This window comes from Vibrio sp. M250220, from assembly GCF_036533795.1.
Lineage (GTDB): Bacteria > Pseudomonadota > Gammaproteobacteria > Enterobacterales > Vibrionaceae > Vibrio.
In genome coordinates this window covers 45,140-64,650 of record NZ_JATABI010000041.1, presented here as the reverse complement: position 1 = coordinate 64,650, position 19,511 = coordinate 45,140, and the positions used below count along the sequence as shown (strand labels likewise).

25 protein-coding genes are annotated in these 19,511 nt (G+C 44.3%); 17 read left to right on the top strand and 8 right to left on the bottom strand.

The features are described 5' to 3' along the window. Positions 1–97: 97 nt before the first annotated feature. Positions 98–913, top strand: a complete 816-nt coding sequence (locus QTN94_RS14230) for an alpha/beta fold hydrolase (protein WP_331416938.1) — start codon at positions 98–100, stop codon at positions 911–913. A 30-nt stretch (positions 914–943) separates the two neighbouring features. Here QTN94_RS14230 and plsY read toward each other — a convergent pair whose 3' ends face one another. Beyond that, positions 944–1,555 (bottom strand): glycerol-3-phosphate 1-O-acyltransferase PlsY, encoded by a 612-nt coding sequence (gene plsY / locus QTN94_RS14225; protein ID WP_138971406.1) that lies wholly within the window; start codon positions 1,553–1,555, stop codon positions 944–946. Between the two features lie 153 nt (positions 1,556–1,708). On the opposite strand from plsY, the gene folB reads away from it, so the two are divergent. From folB to rpoS, 11 genes are all read left to right on the top strand, one after another. Next, positions 1,709–2,062, top strand: coding sequence for a bifunctional dihydroneopterin aldolase/7,8-dihydroneopterin epimerase (gene folB / locus QTN94_RS14220; RefSeq protein ID WP_138971405.1), 354 nt, complete (start codon positions 1,709–1,711; stop codon positions 2,060–2,062). After that, the gene (gene folK / locus QTN94_RS14215; protein ID WP_331427998.1) at positions 2,059–2,544 is read left to right on the top strand and encodes a 2-amino-4-hydroxy-6-hydroxymethyldihydropteridine diphosphokinase; all 486 of its coding nucleotides are present in this window, start codon (positions 2,059–2,061) and stop codon (positions 2,542–2,544) included. The genes folB and folK overlap by 4 nt, the downstream gene beginning before the upstream one ends. An 18-nt stretch (positions 2,545–2,562) precedes the next feature. Then, positions 2,563–3,366, top strand: coding sequence for an undecaprenyl-diphosphate phosphatase (locus tag QTN94_RS14210; RefSeq protein ID WP_138971403.1), 804 nt, complete (start codon positions 2,563–2,565; stop codon positions 3,364–3,366). A gap of 111 nt (positions 3,367–3,477) precedes the next feature. Beyond that, on the top strand, positions 3,478–3,756 hold the full coding sequence (gene ftsB, locus QTN94_RS14205; RefSeq protein WP_138971402.1) for a cell division protein FtsB: 279 nt from the start codon (positions 3,478–3,480) through the stop codon (positions 3,754–3,756). Beyond that, positions 3,757–4,464, top strand: coding sequence for a 2-C-methyl-D-erythritol 4-phosphate cytidylyltransferase (gene ispD / locus QTN94_RS14200; RefSeq protein ID WP_331416936.1), 708 nt, complete (start codon positions 3,757–3,759; stop codon positions 4,462–4,464). A gap of 3 nt (positions 4,465–4,467) precedes the next feature. Next, positions 4,468–4,944 (top strand): 2-C-methyl-D-erythritol 2,4-cyclodiphosphate synthase, encoded by a 477-nt coding sequence (ispF, locus tag QTN94_RS14195; protein WP_331416935.1) that lies wholly within the window; start codon positions 4,468–4,470, stop codon positions 4,942–4,944. Positions 4,945–5,002: 58 nt separating this feature from the next. Beyond that, a complete protein-coding gene (gene truD / locus QTN94_RS14190) occupies positions 5,003–6,049 on the top strand; it encodes a tRNA pseudouridine(13) synthase TruD (RefSeq protein ID WP_331416933.1) in 1,047 nt (348 codons plus the stop codon). Then, positions 6,046–6,804 (top strand): 5'/3'-nucleotidase SurE, encoded by a 759-nt coding sequence (gene surE, locus QTN94_RS14185; protein ID WP_331416932.1) that lies wholly within the window; start codon positions 6,046–6,048, stop codon positions 6,802–6,804. Before truD ends, surE begins: the two co-directional genes overlap by 4 nt. A gap of 2 nt (positions 6,805–6,806) precedes the next feature. Beyond that, positions 6,807–7,433, top strand: coding sequence for a protein-L-isoaspartate(D-aspartate) O-methyltransferase (locus tag QTN94_RS14180; RefSeq protein ID WP_138971397.1), 627 nt, complete (start codon positions 6,807–6,809; stop codon positions 7,431–7,433). A 2-nt stretch (positions 7,434–7,435) separates the two neighbouring features. Beyond that, positions 7,436–8,347, top strand: a complete 912-nt coding sequence (gene nlpD, locus QTN94_RS14175) for a murein hydrolase activator NlpD (protein WP_269377484.1) — start codon at positions 7,436–7,438, stop codon at positions 8,345–8,347. A 71-nt stretch (positions 8,348–8,418) separates the two neighbouring features. Then, the gene (rpoS, locus tag QTN94_RS14170) at positions 8,419–9,399 is read left to right on the top strand and encodes an RNA polymerase sigma factor RpoS (protein ID WP_331427997.1); all 981 of its coding nucleotides are present in this window, start codon (positions 8,419–8,421) and stop codon (positions 9,397–9,399) included. Between the two features lie 77 nt (positions 9,400–9,476). Here the strand turns inward: rpoS and QTN94_RS14165 are convergent, their stop codons facing one another. Together QTN94_RS14165 and QTN94_RS14160 are read right to left on the bottom strand one after the other, a co-directional pair. After that, positions 9,477–10,748 (bottom strand): HlyC/CorC family transporter, encoded by a 1,272-nt coding sequence (locus QTN94_RS14165; RefSeq protein ID WP_331427996.1) that lies wholly within the window; start codon positions 10,746–10,748, stop codon positions 9,477–9,479. Between the two features lie 122 nt (positions 10,749–10,870). Beyond that, complete coding sequence (locus tag QTN94_RS14160; RefSeq protein ID WP_331416927.1) at positions 10,871–11,665, bottom strand: cytochrome C assembly family protein; 795 nt, start codon at positions 11,663–11,665, stop codon at positions 10,871–10,873. A gap of 208 nt (positions 11,666–11,873) precedes the next feature. Between QTN94_RS14160 and ffh the strand changes: the two genes are divergently transcribed. From ffh to rplS, 5 genes are all read left to right on the top strand, one after another. Further along, positions 11,874–13,262 (top strand): signal recognition particle protein, encoded by a 1,389-nt coding sequence (gene ffh, locus QTN94_RS14155; RefSeq protein ID WP_269377480.1) that lies wholly within the window; start codon positions 11,874–11,876, stop codon positions 13,260–13,262. A gap of 206 nt (positions 13,263–13,468) precedes the next feature. Continuing rightward, entirely contained in the window at positions 13,469–13,717 is a 249-nt protein-coding gene (rpsP, locus tag QTN94_RS14150; protein WP_004410028.1) for a 30S ribosomal protein S16, read from the top strand. A 26-nt stretch (positions 13,718–13,743) separates the two neighbouring features. Next, the gene (gene rimM, locus QTN94_RS14145) at positions 13,744–14,292 is read left to right on the top strand and encodes a ribosome maturation factor RimM (protein ID WP_138971392.1); all 549 of its coding nucleotides are present in this window, start codon (positions 13,744–13,746) and stop codon (positions 14,290–14,292) included. A 25-nt stretch (positions 14,293–14,317) separates the two neighbouring features. Continuing rightward, complete coding sequence (gene trmD, locus QTN94_RS14140; protein WP_138971391.1) at positions 14,318–15,058, top strand: tRNA (guanosine(37)-N1)-methyltransferase TrmD; 741 nt, start codon at positions 14,318–14,320, stop codon at positions 15,056–15,058. Positions 15,059–15,102: 44 nt separating this feature from the next. Further along, positions 15,103–15,456 carry a 50S ribosomal protein L19 gene (gene rplS, locus QTN94_RS14135; RefSeq protein ID WP_138971390.1) on the top strand — a complete coding sequence of 118 codons (354 nt, stop codon included), beginning with the start codon at positions 15,103–15,105 and terminating at the stop codon, positions 15,454–15,456. 265 nt (positions 15,457–15,721) lie between these two features. Here the strand turns inward: rplS and yacG are convergent, their stop codons facing one another. The 5 genes from yacG to QTN94_RS14110 form a co-directional block, all read right to left on the bottom strand. Beyond that, a complete protein-coding gene (gene yacG, locus QTN94_RS14130; RefSeq protein WP_269377476.1) occupies positions 15,722–15,916 on the bottom strand; it encodes a DNA gyrase inhibitor YacG in 195 nt (64 codons plus the stop codon). A gap of 64 nt (positions 15,917–15,980) precedes the next feature. After that, positions 15,981–16,721, bottom strand: a complete 741-nt coding sequence (gene zapD / locus QTN94_RS14125) for a cell division protein ZapD (protein ID WP_331427994.1) — start codon at positions 16,719–16,721, stop codon at positions 15,981–15,983. Between the two features lie 34 nt (positions 16,722–16,755). Continuing rightward, positions 16,756–17,364: a dephospho-CoA kinase gene (gene coaE / locus QTN94_RS14120; protein ID WP_331427993.1), complete on the bottom strand. Its 609-nt coding sequence runs from the start codon at positions 17,362–17,364 to the stop codon at positions 16,756–16,758. Position 17,365: 1 nt separating this feature from the next. Next, positions 17,366–18,235, bottom strand: coding sequence for a prepilin peptidase (locus QTN94_RS14115; RefSeq protein ID WP_331427992.1), 870 nt, complete (start codon positions 18,233–18,235; stop codon positions 17,366–17,368). 43 nt (positions 18,236–18,278) lie between these two features. Further along, entirely contained in the window at positions 18,279–19,508 is a 1,230-nt protein-coding gene (locus QTN94_RS14110) for a type II secretion system F family protein (protein WP_331427991.1), read from the bottom strand. Between the last annotated feature and the right edge of the window lie 3 nt (positions 19,509–19,511).

The following is a 19,511-nucleotide window of genomic DNA, read 5'->3' as shown; positions in this document are numbered from 1 at the left end:
GCCTCATTGGGCGACCTTGCTATATCTAAGCTCCGAGCTCTTCATTACGCAAATAATGATAGGCTGCACTTTTGAAATAATATCTGGAATACAAAAGATGAATAAGTTTGCCATTGATGGCTGTGAAATGGCTTATCAGGATGTAGGTCAAGGACCTGTGATTGTTTTTGGTCACAGCTACTTGTGGGACAGCCAAATGTGGGCTCCGCAGGTTGAGGCATTGAGCCAACACTATCGTTGTATTGTCCCTGAGTTGTGGGCACATGGTGATTCTGACTTTGCTCCTAGTTCAACACGCTCACTGACTGACTACGCTCAGCAAATTCTTGCGTTGATGGATCACCTAGATATTGAAACTTTCTCACTGGTTGGTTTATCGGTTGGGGGAATGTGGGGGACTGAACTTGTCTCACTCGCGCCGCAGCGTGTGAATGCCCTAGTTCTGATGGATACATTTGTTGGCTTGGAGCCTGAAGTTACCCATAAAAAGTATTTTGCGATGCTCGATGCCATCTGTCAGGCACAAGCGGTGCCTGCACCGATTGCCGAAGCCGTCACGCCGCTATTTTTTGCCAATAATGTTCAGCAAGATAACCCTCAATTGGTGGATCAGTTCGTTCAATCTCTGCTGGCATTGAAAGGTGAGAAAGCTGTAGAGGTCGCACGAGTAGGGCGAATGGTGTTTGGTCGTCGAGATCAGATTGAAGATATTGAGAAGTTTGCTCTGCCGGTGCTGATTGCAGTTGGGCAGGAGGATAAACCTCGCCCAGTGCTAGAGTCTTATCTTATGCACGATTGCATTAGTGGTTCAGAACTCATTCAGATCCCGAGGGCTGGGCATATCTCGAATCTTGAACAGCCGGAATTTGTCACAGAAATGCTTAAAAATTTCCTAGACAGAATTCACGCTTAAAGTTGTTCGCCATCCAAAAATAAAGCCTCGTTATGAGGCTTTATTTAATCCATTCTTCTTTTCACCGACTTTAGGTTCAGTGCCTTCCAATAGGCGTTTTATATTCTGATGGTGTCTGAAAATGATCAGACAGCAGAGCATGGCGACTGGCAGAGTATATTGTGGCTTTATCATCCAAGTGTAGAACGGTGCGAGCAATACAGTGACAAGTGCCGCGAGTGAAGAATATCGAAACAAAAAAGCAACACCAATCCACGTAGCAATAATCATCGCGGTCAGATCTAATCCAATAGGAGCGATCGCGCCCAGTGCAGTTGCTACGCCTTTTCCGCCTTTAAAATGGAAGAAAATAGGGTACATATGTCCTAAGCAAGCCGCTATGGCAATCACGCCTAGCATAATGGGATCAATACCTAAAAAGTAACCACCCCAGACGGGTATGGTGCCTTTCAGCATGTCACAGAGTAAGACAGCAACCGCGGCTTTCTTGCCTCCGATTCGAAGAACATTCGTTGCGCCCGGATTGTTCGAACCCACTCCTCGTGGATCCGGCAATCTCAAAATACGACAAATTAAAACCGCACTCGAGATCGAGCCTAGTAGATAGGCTGAAATGATCATAACCAGCGCTAGTGGGGTCATAGTAGAGAACTCGTCCGAAACAGGTGTTAGCCAAGCAAGTAACTGATATCATATCGCGCTTGACGCTCTCAAACTACACATGTACGAGGTTTGAGGCAGAAATTGTACGACTTTTTACCTGATTTGGGTATCCGACCTCTAAGGAAGTAACAGATGGACAAAGTATTTATTGAGCAATTGGAAGTAATTACTACGATCGGTGTATACGACTGGGAGCAAGAGATTAAGCAAAAGTTAGTGCTTGATATTGAAATGGCTCATGACAATCGTCCGGCAGGTAAAAGCGATGATGTTGTTGATGCTTTGGATTATGCTCAGGTGAGTTCCGCCGTTCTATCGTATATTGAAGGTGGACGTTTCCTGCTTGTTGAGCGTGTTGCAGAAGAGATCGCTGAGTTGATCATGACGCGTTTCAATGTGCCTTGGATTAAGATTCGTTTAACCAAGCCAGGAGCTGTACCGCAAGCTAAAGGAGTGGGTGTTATCATCGAACGAGGCGTTGCATGATAACCGCTTATGTTGGCATAGGATCGAATATCGATCGACGCAAGCATATTCAAGCGGCGATTGAAGAGCTTAGAGCTCTCGGGCAGGATATTCGTCTTTCGACGATTTTCGAATGCGAAGCCGTTGGTTTTGAAAGCCATGCCTTCTACAACTTAGTGGCAGAGATCAAAACATCACTTACATTGACAGAATTTTCACGTCAATTGAGAGATATTGAGCTGAAATGGGGGCGCGCGGTGGACGCGGGTAAGTTTGAGCCAAGAACGGTCGATCTCGACATTATTTTGTTTGGTGAACAGGTTTCCAGCGAAAAACCGCAATTACCACGCAGCGATATTTTTAAATATGCTTTTGTTCTCCAGCCTTTGGTGGAGCTTTGTCCACAGCTGGTTGTGCCTCAAGATGGGCGAACGATTGAACAGATCTGGCAGCAGTCCCATTTTGATGTTGTTCTAGAGCCTGTTCCTATGTGGTTTAGCTAATAAAAAGATGAGATTTTAATGAGTTACTTTGAAGCCTTTATTCTGGCTCTAATTCAGGGTTTGACGGAATTCTTGCCCATTTCGAGTTCAGCGCATCTAATTCTACCTTCGGCAATTTTAGGTTGGGAAGATCAAGGCCTAGCTTTTGATGTTGCCGTCCATGTTGGTACGTTAGCCGCGGTGGTGATTTACTTCCGCAATGAAGTTGTTAGTCTTCTTTCTGCTTTCTTTGCCTCCATTTTTAAGGGAGAGCGAAGCAAAGAGTCAAAACTGGCATGGATGATAGTTTTAGCGACGATTCCGGCTTGTGTCTTTGGCCTACTGATGAAGGACTTTATTGAAATCTACTTGCGTAGCGCATGGGTCATTGCGACAACAACCATCGTTTTTGGCTTGCTGCTGTGGTTTGTCGATAAAAATGCCAAGTTAGTGGATGATGAATATAGTGCCGATTGGAAGAAAGCTCTGTTTATCGGTATCAGTCAGGCTTTGGCAATGATCCCTGGAACCTCTCGCTCAGGCGCGACAATTACCGCCGCACTTTATCTCGGATTTACTAGAGAAGCGGCAGCGCGTTTCTCATTTCTAATGTCTATCCCAATTATTCTGCTTGCGGGTGGTTACTTAGGTCTCAAATTAGTAACTAGTGGTGAGCCCATTCATTTCGGCTTCCTGATGACGGGAATCGTTACGTCATTTATTAGTGCATATATTTGTATTCACTTCTTCTTGAAATTAATTTCTCGTATGGGAATGACCCCATTTGTGATTTACCGTTTGCTACTTGGTGTCGGACTTATTGCGTTTTTGACACTGAACTAACGAACTCATTTTCAACATGATCTTAACTAAGACCACATAGCCCAATCTCGCGCCAGCAGCGACATTGTGGTATATATGTGGTCTTGATCTTTCTCTTCTTTGATTAATCATATGCGAATTTTTGCACTGACCTTATGCTTGATTCTTGGCTGGCTACAATTTGAACTGTGGTTTGGCAAAAATGGTATTTCAGATTTTCAAGCAGTGAACGCTGAAACGCAGGTTCAGCATCAAGTGAATAACAATCTTCAAGCTAGAAACAATGAAATGTTCGCAGAAATAGACGATTTACGCCAAGGCCTAGATGCTATCGAAGAACGTGCTAGGCATGAGCTAGGTATGATTAAAGAAGGTGAGACTTTCTATCGTATCGTTGGAGAGAATAATTAAATGACGTTAACCTCTTCACTCTCCATTGTGGCGGTGGTTCCTGCTGCGGGTGTCGGCAGTCGCATGCAGGCAGATCGTCCAAAGCAGTATCTTAAAATATCAGGAAAAACCATTCTCGAGCATACTGTTGAGAAGCTCTTAACTCACACATTAGTCGACAAAGTTATTGTCGCCATCAGTGATGATGACCCATATTTTCCTCAACTCAGTTTGGCGAATAATCCAGAGGTGATAAGAGTCTCTGGAGGCAAGGAAAGAGCGGACTCTGTGCTATCAGCCCTTGATTACATCGAGAGTAATCAGTTAGCGCAGTGGGCAATGGTTCACGATGCGGCGAGACCTTGTGTTGACCTAAATGACATCGATAATCTGATTAAGGTAGCGGTTACCAATCAACTCGGTGGCATTCTTGCTACGCCAGTCAGAGATACGATGAAACGAGCGAATGCTCAACAAAATATCGACCACACCGTTGATAGGGAAGCATTGTGGCATGCATTAACACCACAACTTTTTAAAACTCAACCGCTTAGATATGCTTTGTCGCAAGCACTAGACCAAGGTGTCCCAATTACTGACGAAGCGTCTGCTATTGAATGGCTTGGGGAGAAGCCAGCTTTGGTTCATGGCCGAGCTGACAATATAAAAATAACTCAACCTGAAGATTTAGCGTTAGCCGAGTTTTATCTGACGAGAAATAAAGGATAACTCATGATTCGAATTGGCCACGGCTTTGATGTACATAAATTTGGTGGAGAAGGTCCCGTTGTTATTGGCGGTGTCGAGGTCCCCTATGAACAAGGGTTGATTGCTCATTCCGATGGTGATGTGGCTTTACATGCTTTATGTGATGCATTGCTTGGTGCGATTGCTGCTGGAGACATTGGTCGACACTTTCCTGATACGGATGACAAATGGAAAGGCGCCAACAGTCGAGATTTGCTGCGTGATGTGTACCGGAGAGTACGTCAGCAAGGCTATATTTTAGGGAATGTGGATATTACGATTATTGCCCAAGCCCCTAAAATGGCGCCTTATATCGACGCTATGTGTCAAGTTATAGCCCAAGACCTTGAGACCGATTTGACTAATATTAATGTCAAGGCAACAACGACAGAACGCCTTGGTTTTACTGGGCGAAAAGAAGGCATCGCAACTGAAGCAGTTGTGTTGCTTGTTAAAGAATAACAAAGCTTATTGAACGTGGGGATGCGACAGCAATCCTTCGTTCAGTATGGAAAATACTATGTCTGATATTCTATCTTCATTGGCGTACTTAAATGGTAAGCCAACGTCTAAAGGTAAGCTAAAAGCCAAACCAGAACATTTCCAAGTTAATGAAGATCTTGGTTTTGAGTTTACTGGCAGTGGTGAGCATTTAATGGTGCGCATCCGTAAAAGCGGGGAAAACACCAGCTTTGTCGCTAACGAGTTGGCAAAGGTATGTGGTGTAAAATCTAAGGATGTCAGTTGGGCTGGTCTAAAAGATCGCCATGCTGTTACTGAGCAGTGGTTGAGCATTCATCTACCTAAAGGTGATACGCCTGACTTCTCTTCGTTCCTTGCTCAATATCCGAACATAGAGATATTGGCGACAGATAGACATAACAAGAAGTTACGTCCAGGCGATCTGGTTGGGAACCAATTTGTTATCACTCTCTCGGAAGTCACCGATGTCGCTGATGTTTTACAGCGCCTAGAAGCGGTGAGTAAAGTCGGTGTGCCAAATTATTTTGGTAGTCAGCGTTTTGGTAATCAAGGCAACAACCTTAGCGAGGCAAGACGCTGGGGACGTGAAAATGTTCGCACGCGCAACCAAAACAAACGCAGTCTGTACCTTTCTGCGGCTCGTTCATGGATTTTTAACCGCATTGTTTCTGAGCGGATTGAAAAAGGTCTATTCACGCAAGCTGTCGATGGTGATTTGATCCTACAAGATAACGCATTACAAACCGTTGAACTTGACAGCTTAGATCAAGTCAATAGCCAGTTGATGCAAGGGGATGTTCAGCTTACAGCGGCTTTGGCCGGTGACAATGAACTGCCTACCAAGAATCAGGCTTTAACGCTTGAGCAACCTCATTTAGATGCGGAACCCGATCTGATGGCATTGATTCGTGGTAATAGAATGCGCCATGATCGTCGTGAAATTGGCTTGATGCCTCAAGATCTGAGTTGGGAAGTCGAGGGAGATAATGTAACGCTAACCTTCTCTCTGGACGCTGGTTGTTTCGCGACAGCGATTATTCGAGAACTCATTGAAGAGATCGAAGTGGAGCGCCAATACCAATGAGCGATAGACGTCTGAGAATATTGATCAGTAACGATGATGGAGTGCATGCGGAAGGCATTCATACTCTGGCAGATGCGCTACGCGATATGGCAGAGGTGACGATTGTTGCCCCTGACCGTAACCGTTCAGGAGCTTCCAACTCTCTGACGTTAGAGCAGCCTTTGCGAGTGAATCAAATAGCTCCACAGGTCTATTCTGTGCAAGGTACGCCGACGGATTGTGTTCATTTTGCTCTCAACGAATTGATGAAAGATCAACTGCCTGATCTTGTTTTAACGGGCATTAATCATGGTGCGAACCTCGGTGATGATGTGCTCTATTCAGGCACGGTTGCGGCAGCGATGGAAGGTCATTTTCTTGGTGTTCAAGCCATTGCTTTCTCTTTAGTTGGCAAACATCATTTTGGAACTGCCGCCAATATTGCGCGTCAAATGGTTGCTCAGCATGCTCGATCACCGATCCCAACGAACCGTTTACTGAATGTTAATGTTCCTGATGTGAAGCCTGAACAGCTGAAAGGCACTGTGGTGACTCGACTTGGTGCGCGCCATCACGCAGAAGCAATGATTAAGCAGAAAGATCCGCGTGGTCATGATATTTATTGGCTTGGTCCTCCAGGCAAAGAACAAGATGCGGGTGAAGGTACCGACTTTTTTGCCATTGAACGCGGTTACGTGTCCATCACTCCGCTTCAAGTCGATCTTACGGCCCATGAGTCTCTTGCGAGTATGGATAATTGGTTAAAGGATAAGTAACAATGGTCAATCCACATGCTGACAGATTAATCGACTTTCTTGTCGCGAGTGGCATACAAGATAAAAAGGTACTTGATGCTATTTATCGCCTTCCTAGAGAGCAATTTGTCTCTCAAGCGATGATGCACCAAGCCTATGATAATAACGCGTTGCCTATTGGTCAGGGACAGACAATTTCACAGCCCTACATTGTCGCTAAAATGACAGAAATGTTAGAGCTAAGCAGAGACAGTCGTGTTCTTGAGATAGGAACGGGGTCGGGTTATCAGACTGCGGTGTTAGCGCAGCTTGTCGATCATGTTTACTCTATCGAACGTATTAAAGCATTGCAGTGGGAAGCGAAAAGGCGCCTTAAACAGTTAGATATATATAATGTATCGACTAAGCATGGCGATGGTTGGCAAGGCTGGCCAGCCAAGGGACCGTTTGATGCCATTATCGTCACAGCGGCAGCCGAATCGGTGCCCTCTGCATTACTAGAGCAACTGAATAATAAAGGTATTATGGTTATCCCGGTTGGAACAGAAGAGCAGCAACTGTTAAAGATCACTCGCCAAGATGATCAATTCAGTTCAGAGATCATTGAGATGGTGCGTTTTGTTCCTTTAGTCGCGGGTGACCTCGCATAGTAATGAAGCGTTGTATCGTCTTACTTCTCATTCTTGGATTAAGCAGTATGTTATTTGGATGTGCTGCTCATTCGCCTGCACCAGTATCTGGTCTTCAAAAAGACTATGGCTCTGTTTCTCGTGGCAGTTATCGAGGCAGTTACTATCAGGTAGAAAAAGGCGACACGCTATATTTCATTGCTTATGTTACTGACAAGGATGTTAATGAGATAATTAGCTACAACTCATTAAAAGCGCCTTACACGATTTACCCTGGTCAGAAGCTTAAGTTATGGCAACCTGCATACAATGCTCCAGCCTATGGTGGTACAGGTGCTGGAGCTGCAATCGCGGTTGCAGCAGTACCGTCGAAACCACAAACGAGTACAGTGTCGAGTAAAAACTCGAATCAAAAGGTTACCCCAAGTAGTACAAAAAACAATCAAACACAGGTTAAAAAAGATCCTCCTAAGAAGGTTGATCAATCGAAATCAAAGGAGTATGTTGGTTCTAACGACAAACAAAAAGTGACCAACACAGCCAGTAAATCAACTTCAAACAACAACAAAATTTCCAAGTGGTTATGGCCAACAAAAGGGAGAGTAATCAAAAACTTCTCTGCTGGAGATCAAGGGAACAAAGGTATTGATATCGCAGGACAGCGTGGTCAATCTATCGTATCAACAGCAGGTGGCACCGTCGTTTATTCAGGCAATGCGCTACGCGGTTACGGTAATCTCGTGATTATTAAACATAACGACAATTACCTCAGTGCATATGCACATAATGATCGGTTGCTAGTACACGAAGGACAGAGTGTAAAAGCAGGCCAAAAGATTGCAACAATGGGCAGCTCCGGAGCCAGTAGTGTTCGTTTGCACTTTGAAATTCGCTATCAAGGTAAGTCAGTCAATCCAAAACGCTACTTACCATAAAATTTACTATTAGAGTAAAATAGCGACATTAAACGTAGTAATGTCTTGCTAGCTCGCCAAGGGGAGGCGCTATGAGTATCAGCAATGCAGCAACGAAAGTCGAATCATTCGAAGTTAGTGACGAAACGATGGATACGTTTCAAACTACCGAATCCACTAAATTAGATTTAACTGAGGACTCCAAAGAAGAGTTTGATGCATCAAGCAAAAGCTTAGATGCGACACAGCTTTACTTAGGCGAAATTGGCTTTTCTCCACTACTCACAGCAGAAGAAGAAGTTCTATACGCGAGGCGCTCTCTTCGTGGCGATGAGGCCGCACGTAAACGCATGATAGAAAGTAATCTGCGTCTAGTTGTAAAAATTTCCCGACGTTACAGCAATCGTGGCCTTGCTCTATTAGATCTTATCGAAGAGGGTAATCTTGGTTTGATCCGAGCGGTTGAGAAATTTGATCCAGAACGTGGATTTAGATTCTCTACTTATGCTACTTGGTGGATCCGCCAAACCATTGAACGTGCTTTGATGAATCAAACTCGCACTATCCGTTTACCTATCCATGTTGTCAAAGAGCTAAACATCTATCTGCGCACAGCGCGTGAACTATCACAGAAACTCGATCACGAACCAACCGCTGAAGAGATTGCAATACAACTCGATAAGCCAGTTGATGATGTCAGTAAGATGCTGCGTTTGAATGAGCGTATAAGCTCGGTTGATACACCGATCAGTGGGGATGGCGAAAAAGCCTTGCTGGATATCATTCCGGATGTCAATAACTCAGATCCAGAGGTCTCCACGCAGGATGACGATATTAGAGATTCTCTGATTCATTGGTTAGATGAACTTAACCCTAAGCAGAAAGAAGTGTTAGCCCGTCGCTTTGGCCTACTTGGCTATGAGCCTTCAACGCTGGAAGAAGTAGGACGTGAGATCAATCTAACTCGCGAGCGAGTGCGCCAAATTCAGGTAGAAGGCCTACGTCGATTAAGAGAAATTCTTATCAAGCAAGGTCTGAATATGGAAAACTTATTCAGTGTTACTGAAGACTAACGTTTTCCTCTGAGTATTAAAAAGCCTTGGTCAGTCCAAGGCTTTTTTGATCTTGAATGTGGTTCAATGAAATCGATTTATTTTGACTTCAGTTTTGGAAAGACTTTTACCTGCTTGATGCGGTTCTCTTCCAACTCGACGATCTCCATCGGGTGTCCAGATACTTGCACGCTGAGGTGACTTTCTGGGATATCTTCTAAATGCTCAAGGATTAGGCCGTTCAAGGTTCTAGGTCCATCAGTCGGTAGAGACCACTTAAGTCCTTTATTGATATCTCGGATATTGGCGCTGCCCTCAATCAGGAAGCTACCATCACCTTGTGGGCTGATCTCATCAGACAGACTTGGTGCAATAGAGGTGGTAAATTTCCCTACGATCTCTTCAAGAATGTCTTCTAAGGTAATCAAGCCGATAATATCGCCATATTCGTCGACAATTAAACCGATGCGCTCTTTATTGCGTTGGAACTTAAGTAATTGGACATTGAGAGGCGTACTTTCTGGAATAAAGTAGACTTCATCCGCCGCACGCAAAAGTGTCTCTTTCGTCGACTCATTTTTTTCCAACATCAGGCGATAAGACTCACGTAAACGCAACATACCCACCACTTCATCTATCTTATCGCGATATAGAACAACTCGACCATGCGGAGAGTGGGTTAACTGACGTACGATAGATTTCCAGTCATCGTTGATATCAATACCGGTAATCTCATTGCGAGGCACCATAATGTCGTTAACGGTGACATGCTCGAGGTCGAGAATCGATATCAGCATGTCTTGGTGGCGGCGAGGGATTAAACTGCCGGCTTCATTTACAACGGTTCTTAATTCTTCAGAGCTCAGCGGATCTTCCGCACCGTGGTTTGCTTTTATACCAAGTAAGCGGATAAAACCATTGGTGATAAAATTGACCAGTAAAACAAGAGGTGACAGCACCTTCATTAGAATCGTGAGTAAGATACTACTAGCGTAAGAAACCTTTTCAGGATACAGAGCAGCAAGGGTTTTTGGGGTCACTTCTGCGAAGACGAGTATGACTAGGGTGAGGGCACCGGTCGCAATAGCGACGCCTAAATCCCCAAATAAACGCATACCGAGAATAGTGGCAATCGCTGAGGCAAGAATATTTACTAGGTTATTGCCGATTAAGATTAAACCAATCAGTCGATCAGGGCGATCAAGCAGTTTTTCTACGCGTTTAGCACCTTTATGACCATGGTTGGCAAGGTGTTTGAGTCGGTAGCGGTTTAGAGACATCATCCCTGTCTCTGAACCTGAAAAATATCCTGAAATAACAATAAGACACGCGAGTAGCGCAAATAAGATACCCGTTGATATGTCGTCCAAAGCTTATCTTTTCCTTGTTATGTTTGGTTAATTTATGACCTAGTTTGTCAGTGAAGTCAATTTCAAAAAAAGGACTGTACATTATAAAAGAAAGGTGCATCAGATGCACCTTTTTTAATCAACTAGTTCAAGATTATCTCGCGAACAAAGCGACTGCCAAAATAGGCAAGGGTCAGTAAGGTTGCGCCAGCGACGGCAAACCATGTGACTTTACGACCACGCCAACCTTTACGATAGTGGCCCCATAGAAGCACTGAGTAAACAATCCAAGCAATGAAGGAAAGAATGCCCTTGTGTGCTTTACCTTGTGCGAACATATCCTGCACGAAGACAAAACCGGTTAAAAGTGTTCCGGTGAGTAACAGGTTTCCGATCAAAATGATATTAAAGAGCTGTCTCTCCACCATGAGTAAAGGTGGCAGATTTGGATTAATCGCCAACGCTTTCTTCGCCTTTAATTTATGATCAAGCCAAGCTAATTGCAGAGCGTACAGTGCACCAATGGTCAAGGTTGAATAGGAGAACAAAGCGAACGAGATATGTATCAGCAGCTTTGGATCTTGTTCAAGATGAGTAATGAAGGTGCTCGGCAGAAAAGCGGCGGCAATAAGATTAATCGCAGCAAAGCTGTAGACGACTGGCAATAAAAACCACAGGCGAGTTTTGAGCATCGCTCCGCTCATCACCAGCGATACGATAAAACTGATTAGTGAGGCGACATTTAGAATACTAAGATTCTGCCCCGAACTACCTAAAATGAGATCGCTAAGCAGCCAAGCATGAAATGCCAACGCAACAAATGCACTGACAAAGACAGTTTTGACACGGATGCCTGTTTGGTGAACAAGGCCCGGGACTATAGTTGCAATCGCTAATAGATAGAGTATTGCAGCAACAACGGCGATTAGGTTGTCCATTATTCTCTATAAGCTGGTGGATTTTTAACAAATTATACCCTGCATCAACGGCTTGAGCTATGACTTATCTCGTTCATTTGCGTGACTTGAGAGGTCAAAACTCATCTAGGCAGTGTCAAGCATGGGTTGGCTAAGGTATACTCATAGTAATTTGTCGCCATTTTAAAGGGCGAAGCTCCTTGCAAACCGTCTAGGTAAAGAGACTAAGATGTTTGATAATTTAACGGATCGCTTATCCAAAACGCTGAAAAATATCAGCGGTAAAGGTCGCCTGACCGAAGATAATATTAAAGATACGTTGCGCGAAGTGCGAATGGCACTTCTTGAAGCGGACGTTGCATTGCCTGTTGTACGTGATTTTATTAAACGCGTTAAAGAAGCAGCCGTTGGTGTAGAAGTTTCGAAATCGCTCACTCCTGGCCAAGAGTTCATTAAGATTGTTCAAAATGAACTTGAAGGTGTCATGGGTGAGTCAAATGAAGCGCTAAACTTAGCGGCTCAACCACCTGCTGTTATCTTAATGGCAGGTTTGCAGGGTGCGGGTAAAACCACATCGGTAGGTAAACTTTCTAAGCTACTGACAGAAAGAGACAAGAAGAAAGTCTTGGTTGTCTCTGCCGACGTATACCGTCCAGCGGCAATTAAGCAGCTAGAAACCCTTGCTGCTGATGTTGGTGTTGATTTCTTCCCATCTTCTGCTGACCAGAAGCCGATTGACATTGCCAATGCTGCAATTGATCACGCAAAGAAAAAGTTCTACGACGTTCTTGTTGTCGATACTGCGGGTCGATTGGCGGTAGATGAGCTAATGATGGCGGAGATTAAAGACCTCCATTCTGCGATTAATCCTGTAGAAACCCTATTCGTTGTTGATGCAATGACGGGTCAAGACGCGGCGAATACGGCCAAAGCATTTGGTGATGCATTGCCTCTGACGGGTGTCATCCTGACAAAAGTTGATGGTGATGCGCGTGGCGGTGCGGCCCTCTCTGTTCGTCATATTACAGGTAAGCCAATCAAATTCTTAGGTGTCGGTGAAAAAACCGATGCACTAGAACCGTTCCATCCTGATCGTGTTGCTTCTCGTATTTTGGGTATGGGCGATGTACTGTCTTTGATTGAAGACCTACAGCGCAACGTAGATACAGAAAAGGCCGAAAAGCTCGCTAAGAAGTTTAAAGAGAAAAAAGGTTTTGATCTCGAAGACTTCCGTGAACAGTTAGGTCAAATGCAAAACATGGGCGGTATGATGGGAATGATGGATAAGTTGCCAGGTATGAGCAACTTACCAGACAACATCAAAGATAAAGTTGATGACAAGATGTTCAAACAGATGGAAGCGATCATCAACTCTATGACGATGAAAGAGCGTCAACGCCCAGAACTGATTAAAGGCTCACGTAAAAAGCGCATCGCAGCGGGTTCAGGTACTCAGGTACAAGACGTTAACCGCTTGCTGAAACAGTTCACCCAGATGCAGAAGATGATGAAGAAAATGCAAAAAGGTGGCATGAAAGGCATGATGCGTAACATGCAAGGCATGATGGGTGGCATGGGCGGAATGGGTGGCGGTGGCTTCAACCCATTTGGTCGCTAAACTTAGTCAGCAACAATATTTCAAGGTGTTAGCTGTGTCACAAACTTAGAACCCGTTTTATGTTGGTGAAAAAGTAGCTAAAGACCTTGCATTGCTCCGGAATAAGAGTAAAATTCCGGAGCTTTATTTTGGCACGAGCCCCAAACTATTTAGAGATAAATGGTTTCTGGGGTTAATTTTATTTTTGAGAAAGCAAAGAGGACGACATGGTAACCATTCGTTTGGCACGTCACGGCGCTAAAAAGCGTCCATTTTATCAAATCGTAGTAGCGGACAGCCGCAATGCAGCAACTGGCCGTTTCATCGAGAAAGTTGGTTTCTTCAACCCAACAGCTCAAGGTCAAGAAGAAGGTCTACGTCTAGACCTAGATCGCGTTAACCACTGGGTTGGTCAAGGCGCATCTCTATCTGACCGCGTAGCTAAGCTAGTTAAAGACGCTCAAAAAGCGGCTTAATTCTTTTTAGAAGTAGAAATTAGCTTATGTCGATGAAAGGTAAAGAAACAATGAGTGACGAAAAGATTGTTGTAGGCAAGTTTGGTGCTACTTACGGCATTCGTGGTTGGCTCAAGGTTTTTTCCTACACAGACAATACCGAAAGCATATTTGATTACACTCCTTGGTTTATCAAGCAAGGTGAAAAGTGGGTCGAGTACAAAGTAGAAAGCTGGAAGCGCCATAACAAAGGTTTGGTGGTAAAGCTGGAAGGTCTTGATGTACGTGAAGACGCGCAACTTATGACTAACTTTGAAATCTCTATTGACCCTGCTGTATTACCAGAATTGCCATCAGACGAGTTCTATTGGCGTGATTTGATTGGTATGCAAGTAGTAACCGATAAAGGTTACGATCTAGGCATTGTCTCTGACATGCTAGAAACTGGCTCCAACGATGTTTTGGTGATTAAAGCAAATCTAAAAGATGCTTTTGGGCAAAAGGAACGACTAATTCCGTTCCTTGAAGAGCAAGTGATCAAACATATTGATCGCGAAGCTCAACGGATCGAAGTTGACTGGGATCCTGGATTCTAACTCCAAGTAACGGAGCGATTGAACAATGTGGGTTGGCGTAATTAGCCTATTTCCTGAGATGTTCCGCAGCGTTACTGATTACGGAGTAACAGGTCAAGCGGTTAAAAAAGGTCTTTTGTCGATTGAGACATGGAATCCTCGTGATTTCACGCACGACAAACATCGCACTGTCGATGACAGACCTTATGGTGGTGGTCCTGGCATGCTTATGATGGTTCAGCCTTTGCGCGATGCTATCCACGCAGCCAAACAGGCATCACCAGGTAAGACGAAGGTAATCTACCTGTCACCTCAAGGTCGAAAACTTGACCAAAAAGGTGTCGAAGAGCTGGCAACAAACGAGAACTTGCTTCTGATTTGTGGTCGCTACGAAGGGGTAGATGAGCGTGTCATTCAATCTGAAGTCGACGAAGAATGGTCGATTGGTGATTTTGTGATGACGGGTGGTGAAATACCAGCCATGACGCTAATTGATTCAGTCTCTCGGTTTGTTCCGGGTGTGCTTGGAGATTTTGCGTCAGCGGAAGAAGACTCTTTCGCAAATGGTTTGTTAGATTGCCCTCACTATACGCGGCCTGAGGTTCTAGATGGTAAAGAAGTGCCAGCGGTACTCAAATCTGGAAACCATAGGGATATTCGTCGCTGGCGACTAAAACAGTCGTTAGGCCGCACTTGGTTAAGAAGACCAGAGCTCCTGGAAAACCTAGCTCTGACTGACGAACAGGAACAATTACTAGCCGAATTCATTTCTGAATCTCGAACTTAGTAACCTATTAAATTTAGTATCAGTTTATTCTAGGAATATTGAAAATGAGTAACATCATCAAAGCTCTTGAAGAAGAGCAAATGAAAAAAGACCTACCTAACTACGCACCTGGTGACACAGTTGTTGTTCAAGTTAAGGTAAAAGAAGGTGAGCGTGAGCGTCTACAGGCTTTCGAAGGCGTTGTAATCGCAATCCGTAACCGTGGTCTACACTCTGCATTCACAGTACGTAAGATTTCTAACGGTGAAGGTGTAGAGCGTACGTTCCAAACACACTCTCCAATGGTTGATAGCATTGAAGTTAAACGCCGCGGTGCAGTACGTCGTGCCAAACTGTACTACCTACGTGAGCGTTCTGGTAAGTCAGCTCGTATCAAAGAGAAACTTGCTAAGAAGTAATGCTATAACTAGCGTTCTCATATTAAACGGAGCCCATATGGCTCCGTTTTTTTATTTTAGGCACTATGCTGGTGGCATTTCACGATAGCGTCGGCGTCGGTACTCATTTACTGGCGTAAACTCCGTTCCTCCTTCTTGCTCTCGTAAAATTCTCCTGCGCATATAGCTATAAAATATAGAAAGATAGGCAAGAAAAAAGCCGATGTTTTCACATCAGCTCTTCAATGTTTAGTATTTTCGCTACTCGCTACTCGCTACTCGCTACTTAATATTGGTCTTCCGACCAACCGTCAGCATCTGACATATCCGGTGCGCCGGGAATCGTATTTTCTTCGTCAGCCCACTCGCCAAAATCAATCATTTGGCACTGTTTACTGCAAAATGGACGGTAAGGGCTTTGCTCTCCCCAAATAACGTCGGTGCCACATTGAGGGCAGGGTACGGTAGTAATTTTTGACATGATGATTCTCTAAATACCCAAAAATAGTATTGAAGTAGTATAACGCGTTAACTAGTGATTGTGTTTAGCAACAAACGGCAAGTTGAAATTCAACGTTCGCGATGGAAGCTTGGCCTGTTTTGAATTCAATAAATTTAATCGCAAAACGGTTCTTATGGCCAGAAATCATAGGATAGACGCCGAAATGCATCGGTATTTCAAGGCGTAAGATATTGGCTTCGTCAGCGTCACTTTGGTAGAAACCAGAGTTGGCATGTATGGTTCTAAAATGGCCAGCTTCTCGGGTTAGTTTTAGCCACTGATTCAGTGCTTTTACTAGGGGTTGAAGGGTACTCAACCACTGATGAGCATCAGTTTTTTTCTGCTCAAGTGGTAGGTGTAACCAATGATGGAGAGCCGGAAGATCAAAGCAGCATGAGCCGCCAGGAAGATTAAACCTTTGGCGTATGGCGCTAAGAAAGCGATCTTCTTTGAGACTTTGTCCAAAACGCTCGGCGGCCATCAGTTCACTGTGAACGCTATCAACTTCGTTCAGAACCTCTCGCAGCATCTCTTGATCGACGCCTTCGACATTTAACCAAGAACGGTAAGCGAGGCGCTGCTTTTCGATGTCTTTAGCCAACTCACTTTTCAACTGAATCTGTTCAAAGATTTCCAGTAAGTCAAACAGTGAACGGTAGAAGATCAGATGCTGCATATTATCGCTGAACTGAGCGGCAATATTTAGTTGGTTGAGTAAAGCCTCAACCCTCAAATATATACGGGTTTTCTCGTTCAGTGGATGTTCAAAATAATGCGTTGTCATTAATCGGCAGCTCTGGATTATTCATCCTTTATTCTCACAGATTTACCCTACATATTTCTAGAAACTTTTTATGTAATTCTGTGATTTGATACAAAAGTTTTTGGTTTTTTGTATTATTTTTAATCACGTAATCGGCGATAGCGAGTCGCTGCTCGCGTGTCGCTTGAGAGGCGAGAATTGCTTTGGCTTGCTCGCTGCCTACGTGATCACGTTTAACCGTACGCTGAATTTGAGTTTCTGGGTCGACATCCACCACAATCACCTTATCAGCTAAGGTTTGCAGGTTGTTTTCTACCATCAATGGAATGACAAGCAGTGCGTATTCAGAGCGGACATTTTCAAGATCGTTTAGCATCTTATGTCTGATCATTGGATGGAGTAGGTTGTTAAGCCACTCCTTGTGAGTGGGATCGGCAAAGATAATTTCTCTCAGCTTAGCACGATTTAACGCACCATCTGATTGAATAACTTCAGATCCAAAATGTTGCGCAATCTGCTGTAATCCATCACTACCTGGCTCTACGACCTGACGAGCGACGATATCTGCATCAACAATTTCAATTCCAAATTCTTGGTGGAAAATATTTGCGACGGTTGTTTTTCCACTCGCGATGCCGCCAGTGAGTCCGATGACGAGTGTCATATTAAATTCCTAGAAAATTGCTCAGATACCAATCCAAAATGTCATTTCCCCACATCATACAAATCCAGCCTGCGATAGCTAGGTACGGGCCAAATGGAAATGCTTTGTCGATACCTTGTTGCTTCAGTCGGAGTTGGATTAAACCAAAAATGAGTCCTACGCCAGAAGATAGCAGTATAACCATTGGCAGATATTGCCATCCCAGCCAAGCCCCCAGCGCCGCAAGAAGTTTGAAGTCACCATACCCCATGCCTTCTTTGCCAGTTATCAATTTGAATAACCAATAAACAGACCATAAAGATAGGTAACCAGCTATCGCGCCTATAATTGAATCTTGCAGTGATACAGGGCTAATGTGGAGCAGAGAGAGTAGGATACCGGCCCAAGTCAAAGGTAGGGTGAGTTGATCGGGAAGCAGCATGGTATCGAGATCAATGAATGTGGCTGCAATCAGAACAAAGGTGAAGAAAATTAGGGCAATCGTGAAATAGCTGAAGCCAAGTTGATAGGCAACCAAGAATGAGAGCGCAGCACTGATCAGTTCTACCAATGGATAACGTGCGCTAATTTTCGCATGACATTGATGACATTGACCTTTGAGTATCAGCCAGCTGATGATAGGAATATTATCAACGAAACGAATCGGCGTTTGACACTTTGGGCAGCTCGAGCGTGGTACGCTCAGATTGTAAGTCCCCTGTGGTGGCTCGATATTGTACTCAGGAAAGCTTTCAGCACATTCATGACGCCATTCCCGTTCCATAATGAGCGGCAGGCGATGAATAACCACGTTGAGAAAGCTGCCAATGATCAGACCAAACACTGTCGCCAAAGTAGGGAAAAGCCAAGGATTGAAGTCAAAAATGTCCATATAGGAGTCAACTGTCCAATTTCACACATATATCCTGAGTATACTACCCTAAGACATTCATTAAGTTAAAGATTGGTAGGTACATTGCCACAACTAGCCCTCCGACTGTCGAGCCAAGGAAAATAATGATAAGTGGCTCTAGCGTTTTGCCAAGGGTGTCAATACTACTTTCTACGCTTGCCTCGTATATATCCGCTATTTTGTTGAGCATATCATCCAATTTTCCTGCTTCTTCACCAATCATGACCATTTGTAAAACCATCTCTGGAAATGCTTCACACTGTCTCATCGCGACATACATCGGCATACCCGATGCAGTGTTTGTCGTGACACGCTCCAGTGCTTTTTGATAGTAGAGATTTCCCGCTGTTCGCGCCGCCGTTTCCAAACATAAAAGAATAGGTAGGCCAGCGCTAAAGCTTGTCGCCATTGTGCGGCTAAATCTAGCGATGGCGGCTTGTCCTAGTACTTTGCCAAGGATAGGTGCAGCGAGTAGCCATTGATTCCATAGTAAGGTGAAGCGCGTAGAGCGCTTATTAACAGACTTGAAAGTCAGACAGATCAGAAAGAAGAGTAGCAAGATCACCCAGAGATAATCTTGGCTGAGCGAAGATATGTGCAGTACCTGCTTAGTTAACCAAGGAAGGTCGGCTCCGAAGCCAGCATATATAGATTCAAACTGAGGGATAACCAGTGTCAGCATTAAGTAACAGACGATTAGCGCGGTTAGCACTACCATGCTTGGGTATATTAATGCTTTAACCACATTGGATTTGAGTTGATCGGATTTTTCTCTATGGCTGGCCAATCGCTCAAATACGTCAGTGAGTTTGCCGGTCTGCTCTCCAGTTACCACTAAATCGCGATACATAGGATCAAAATGAACGCTGGTCATCCCCAGTGCCTGAGACAGAGGAACGCCGACTTCAATTGTTGCGGAAAGTTTCATGAGTATCGATTTCATTTCTCCTTTGTTCTGGTTCGTCGCGACCAATTTAAGGACTGAGATAATCGGCATGCCAGTGGAGAGCATAGTCGCGATTTGACGGGTCACAATCGTAATATCTTTCGCTTTTACTTGCTGAGTGAAGCGTTCGACCATGGATAATGGACGTACGGTTATTTGAATCTCGTTTATATGATTCAGCTTGAGTTCACGTCTTACCTCGAAGTCACTATAGGCAAAACTACGCCCCGTAACTCTTGACCCAGAGTGGTTGATGCCTTTCCAGATAAAGGCTTTTATTTGAGGTCGGTGTTTAAGCGTCATCATTTC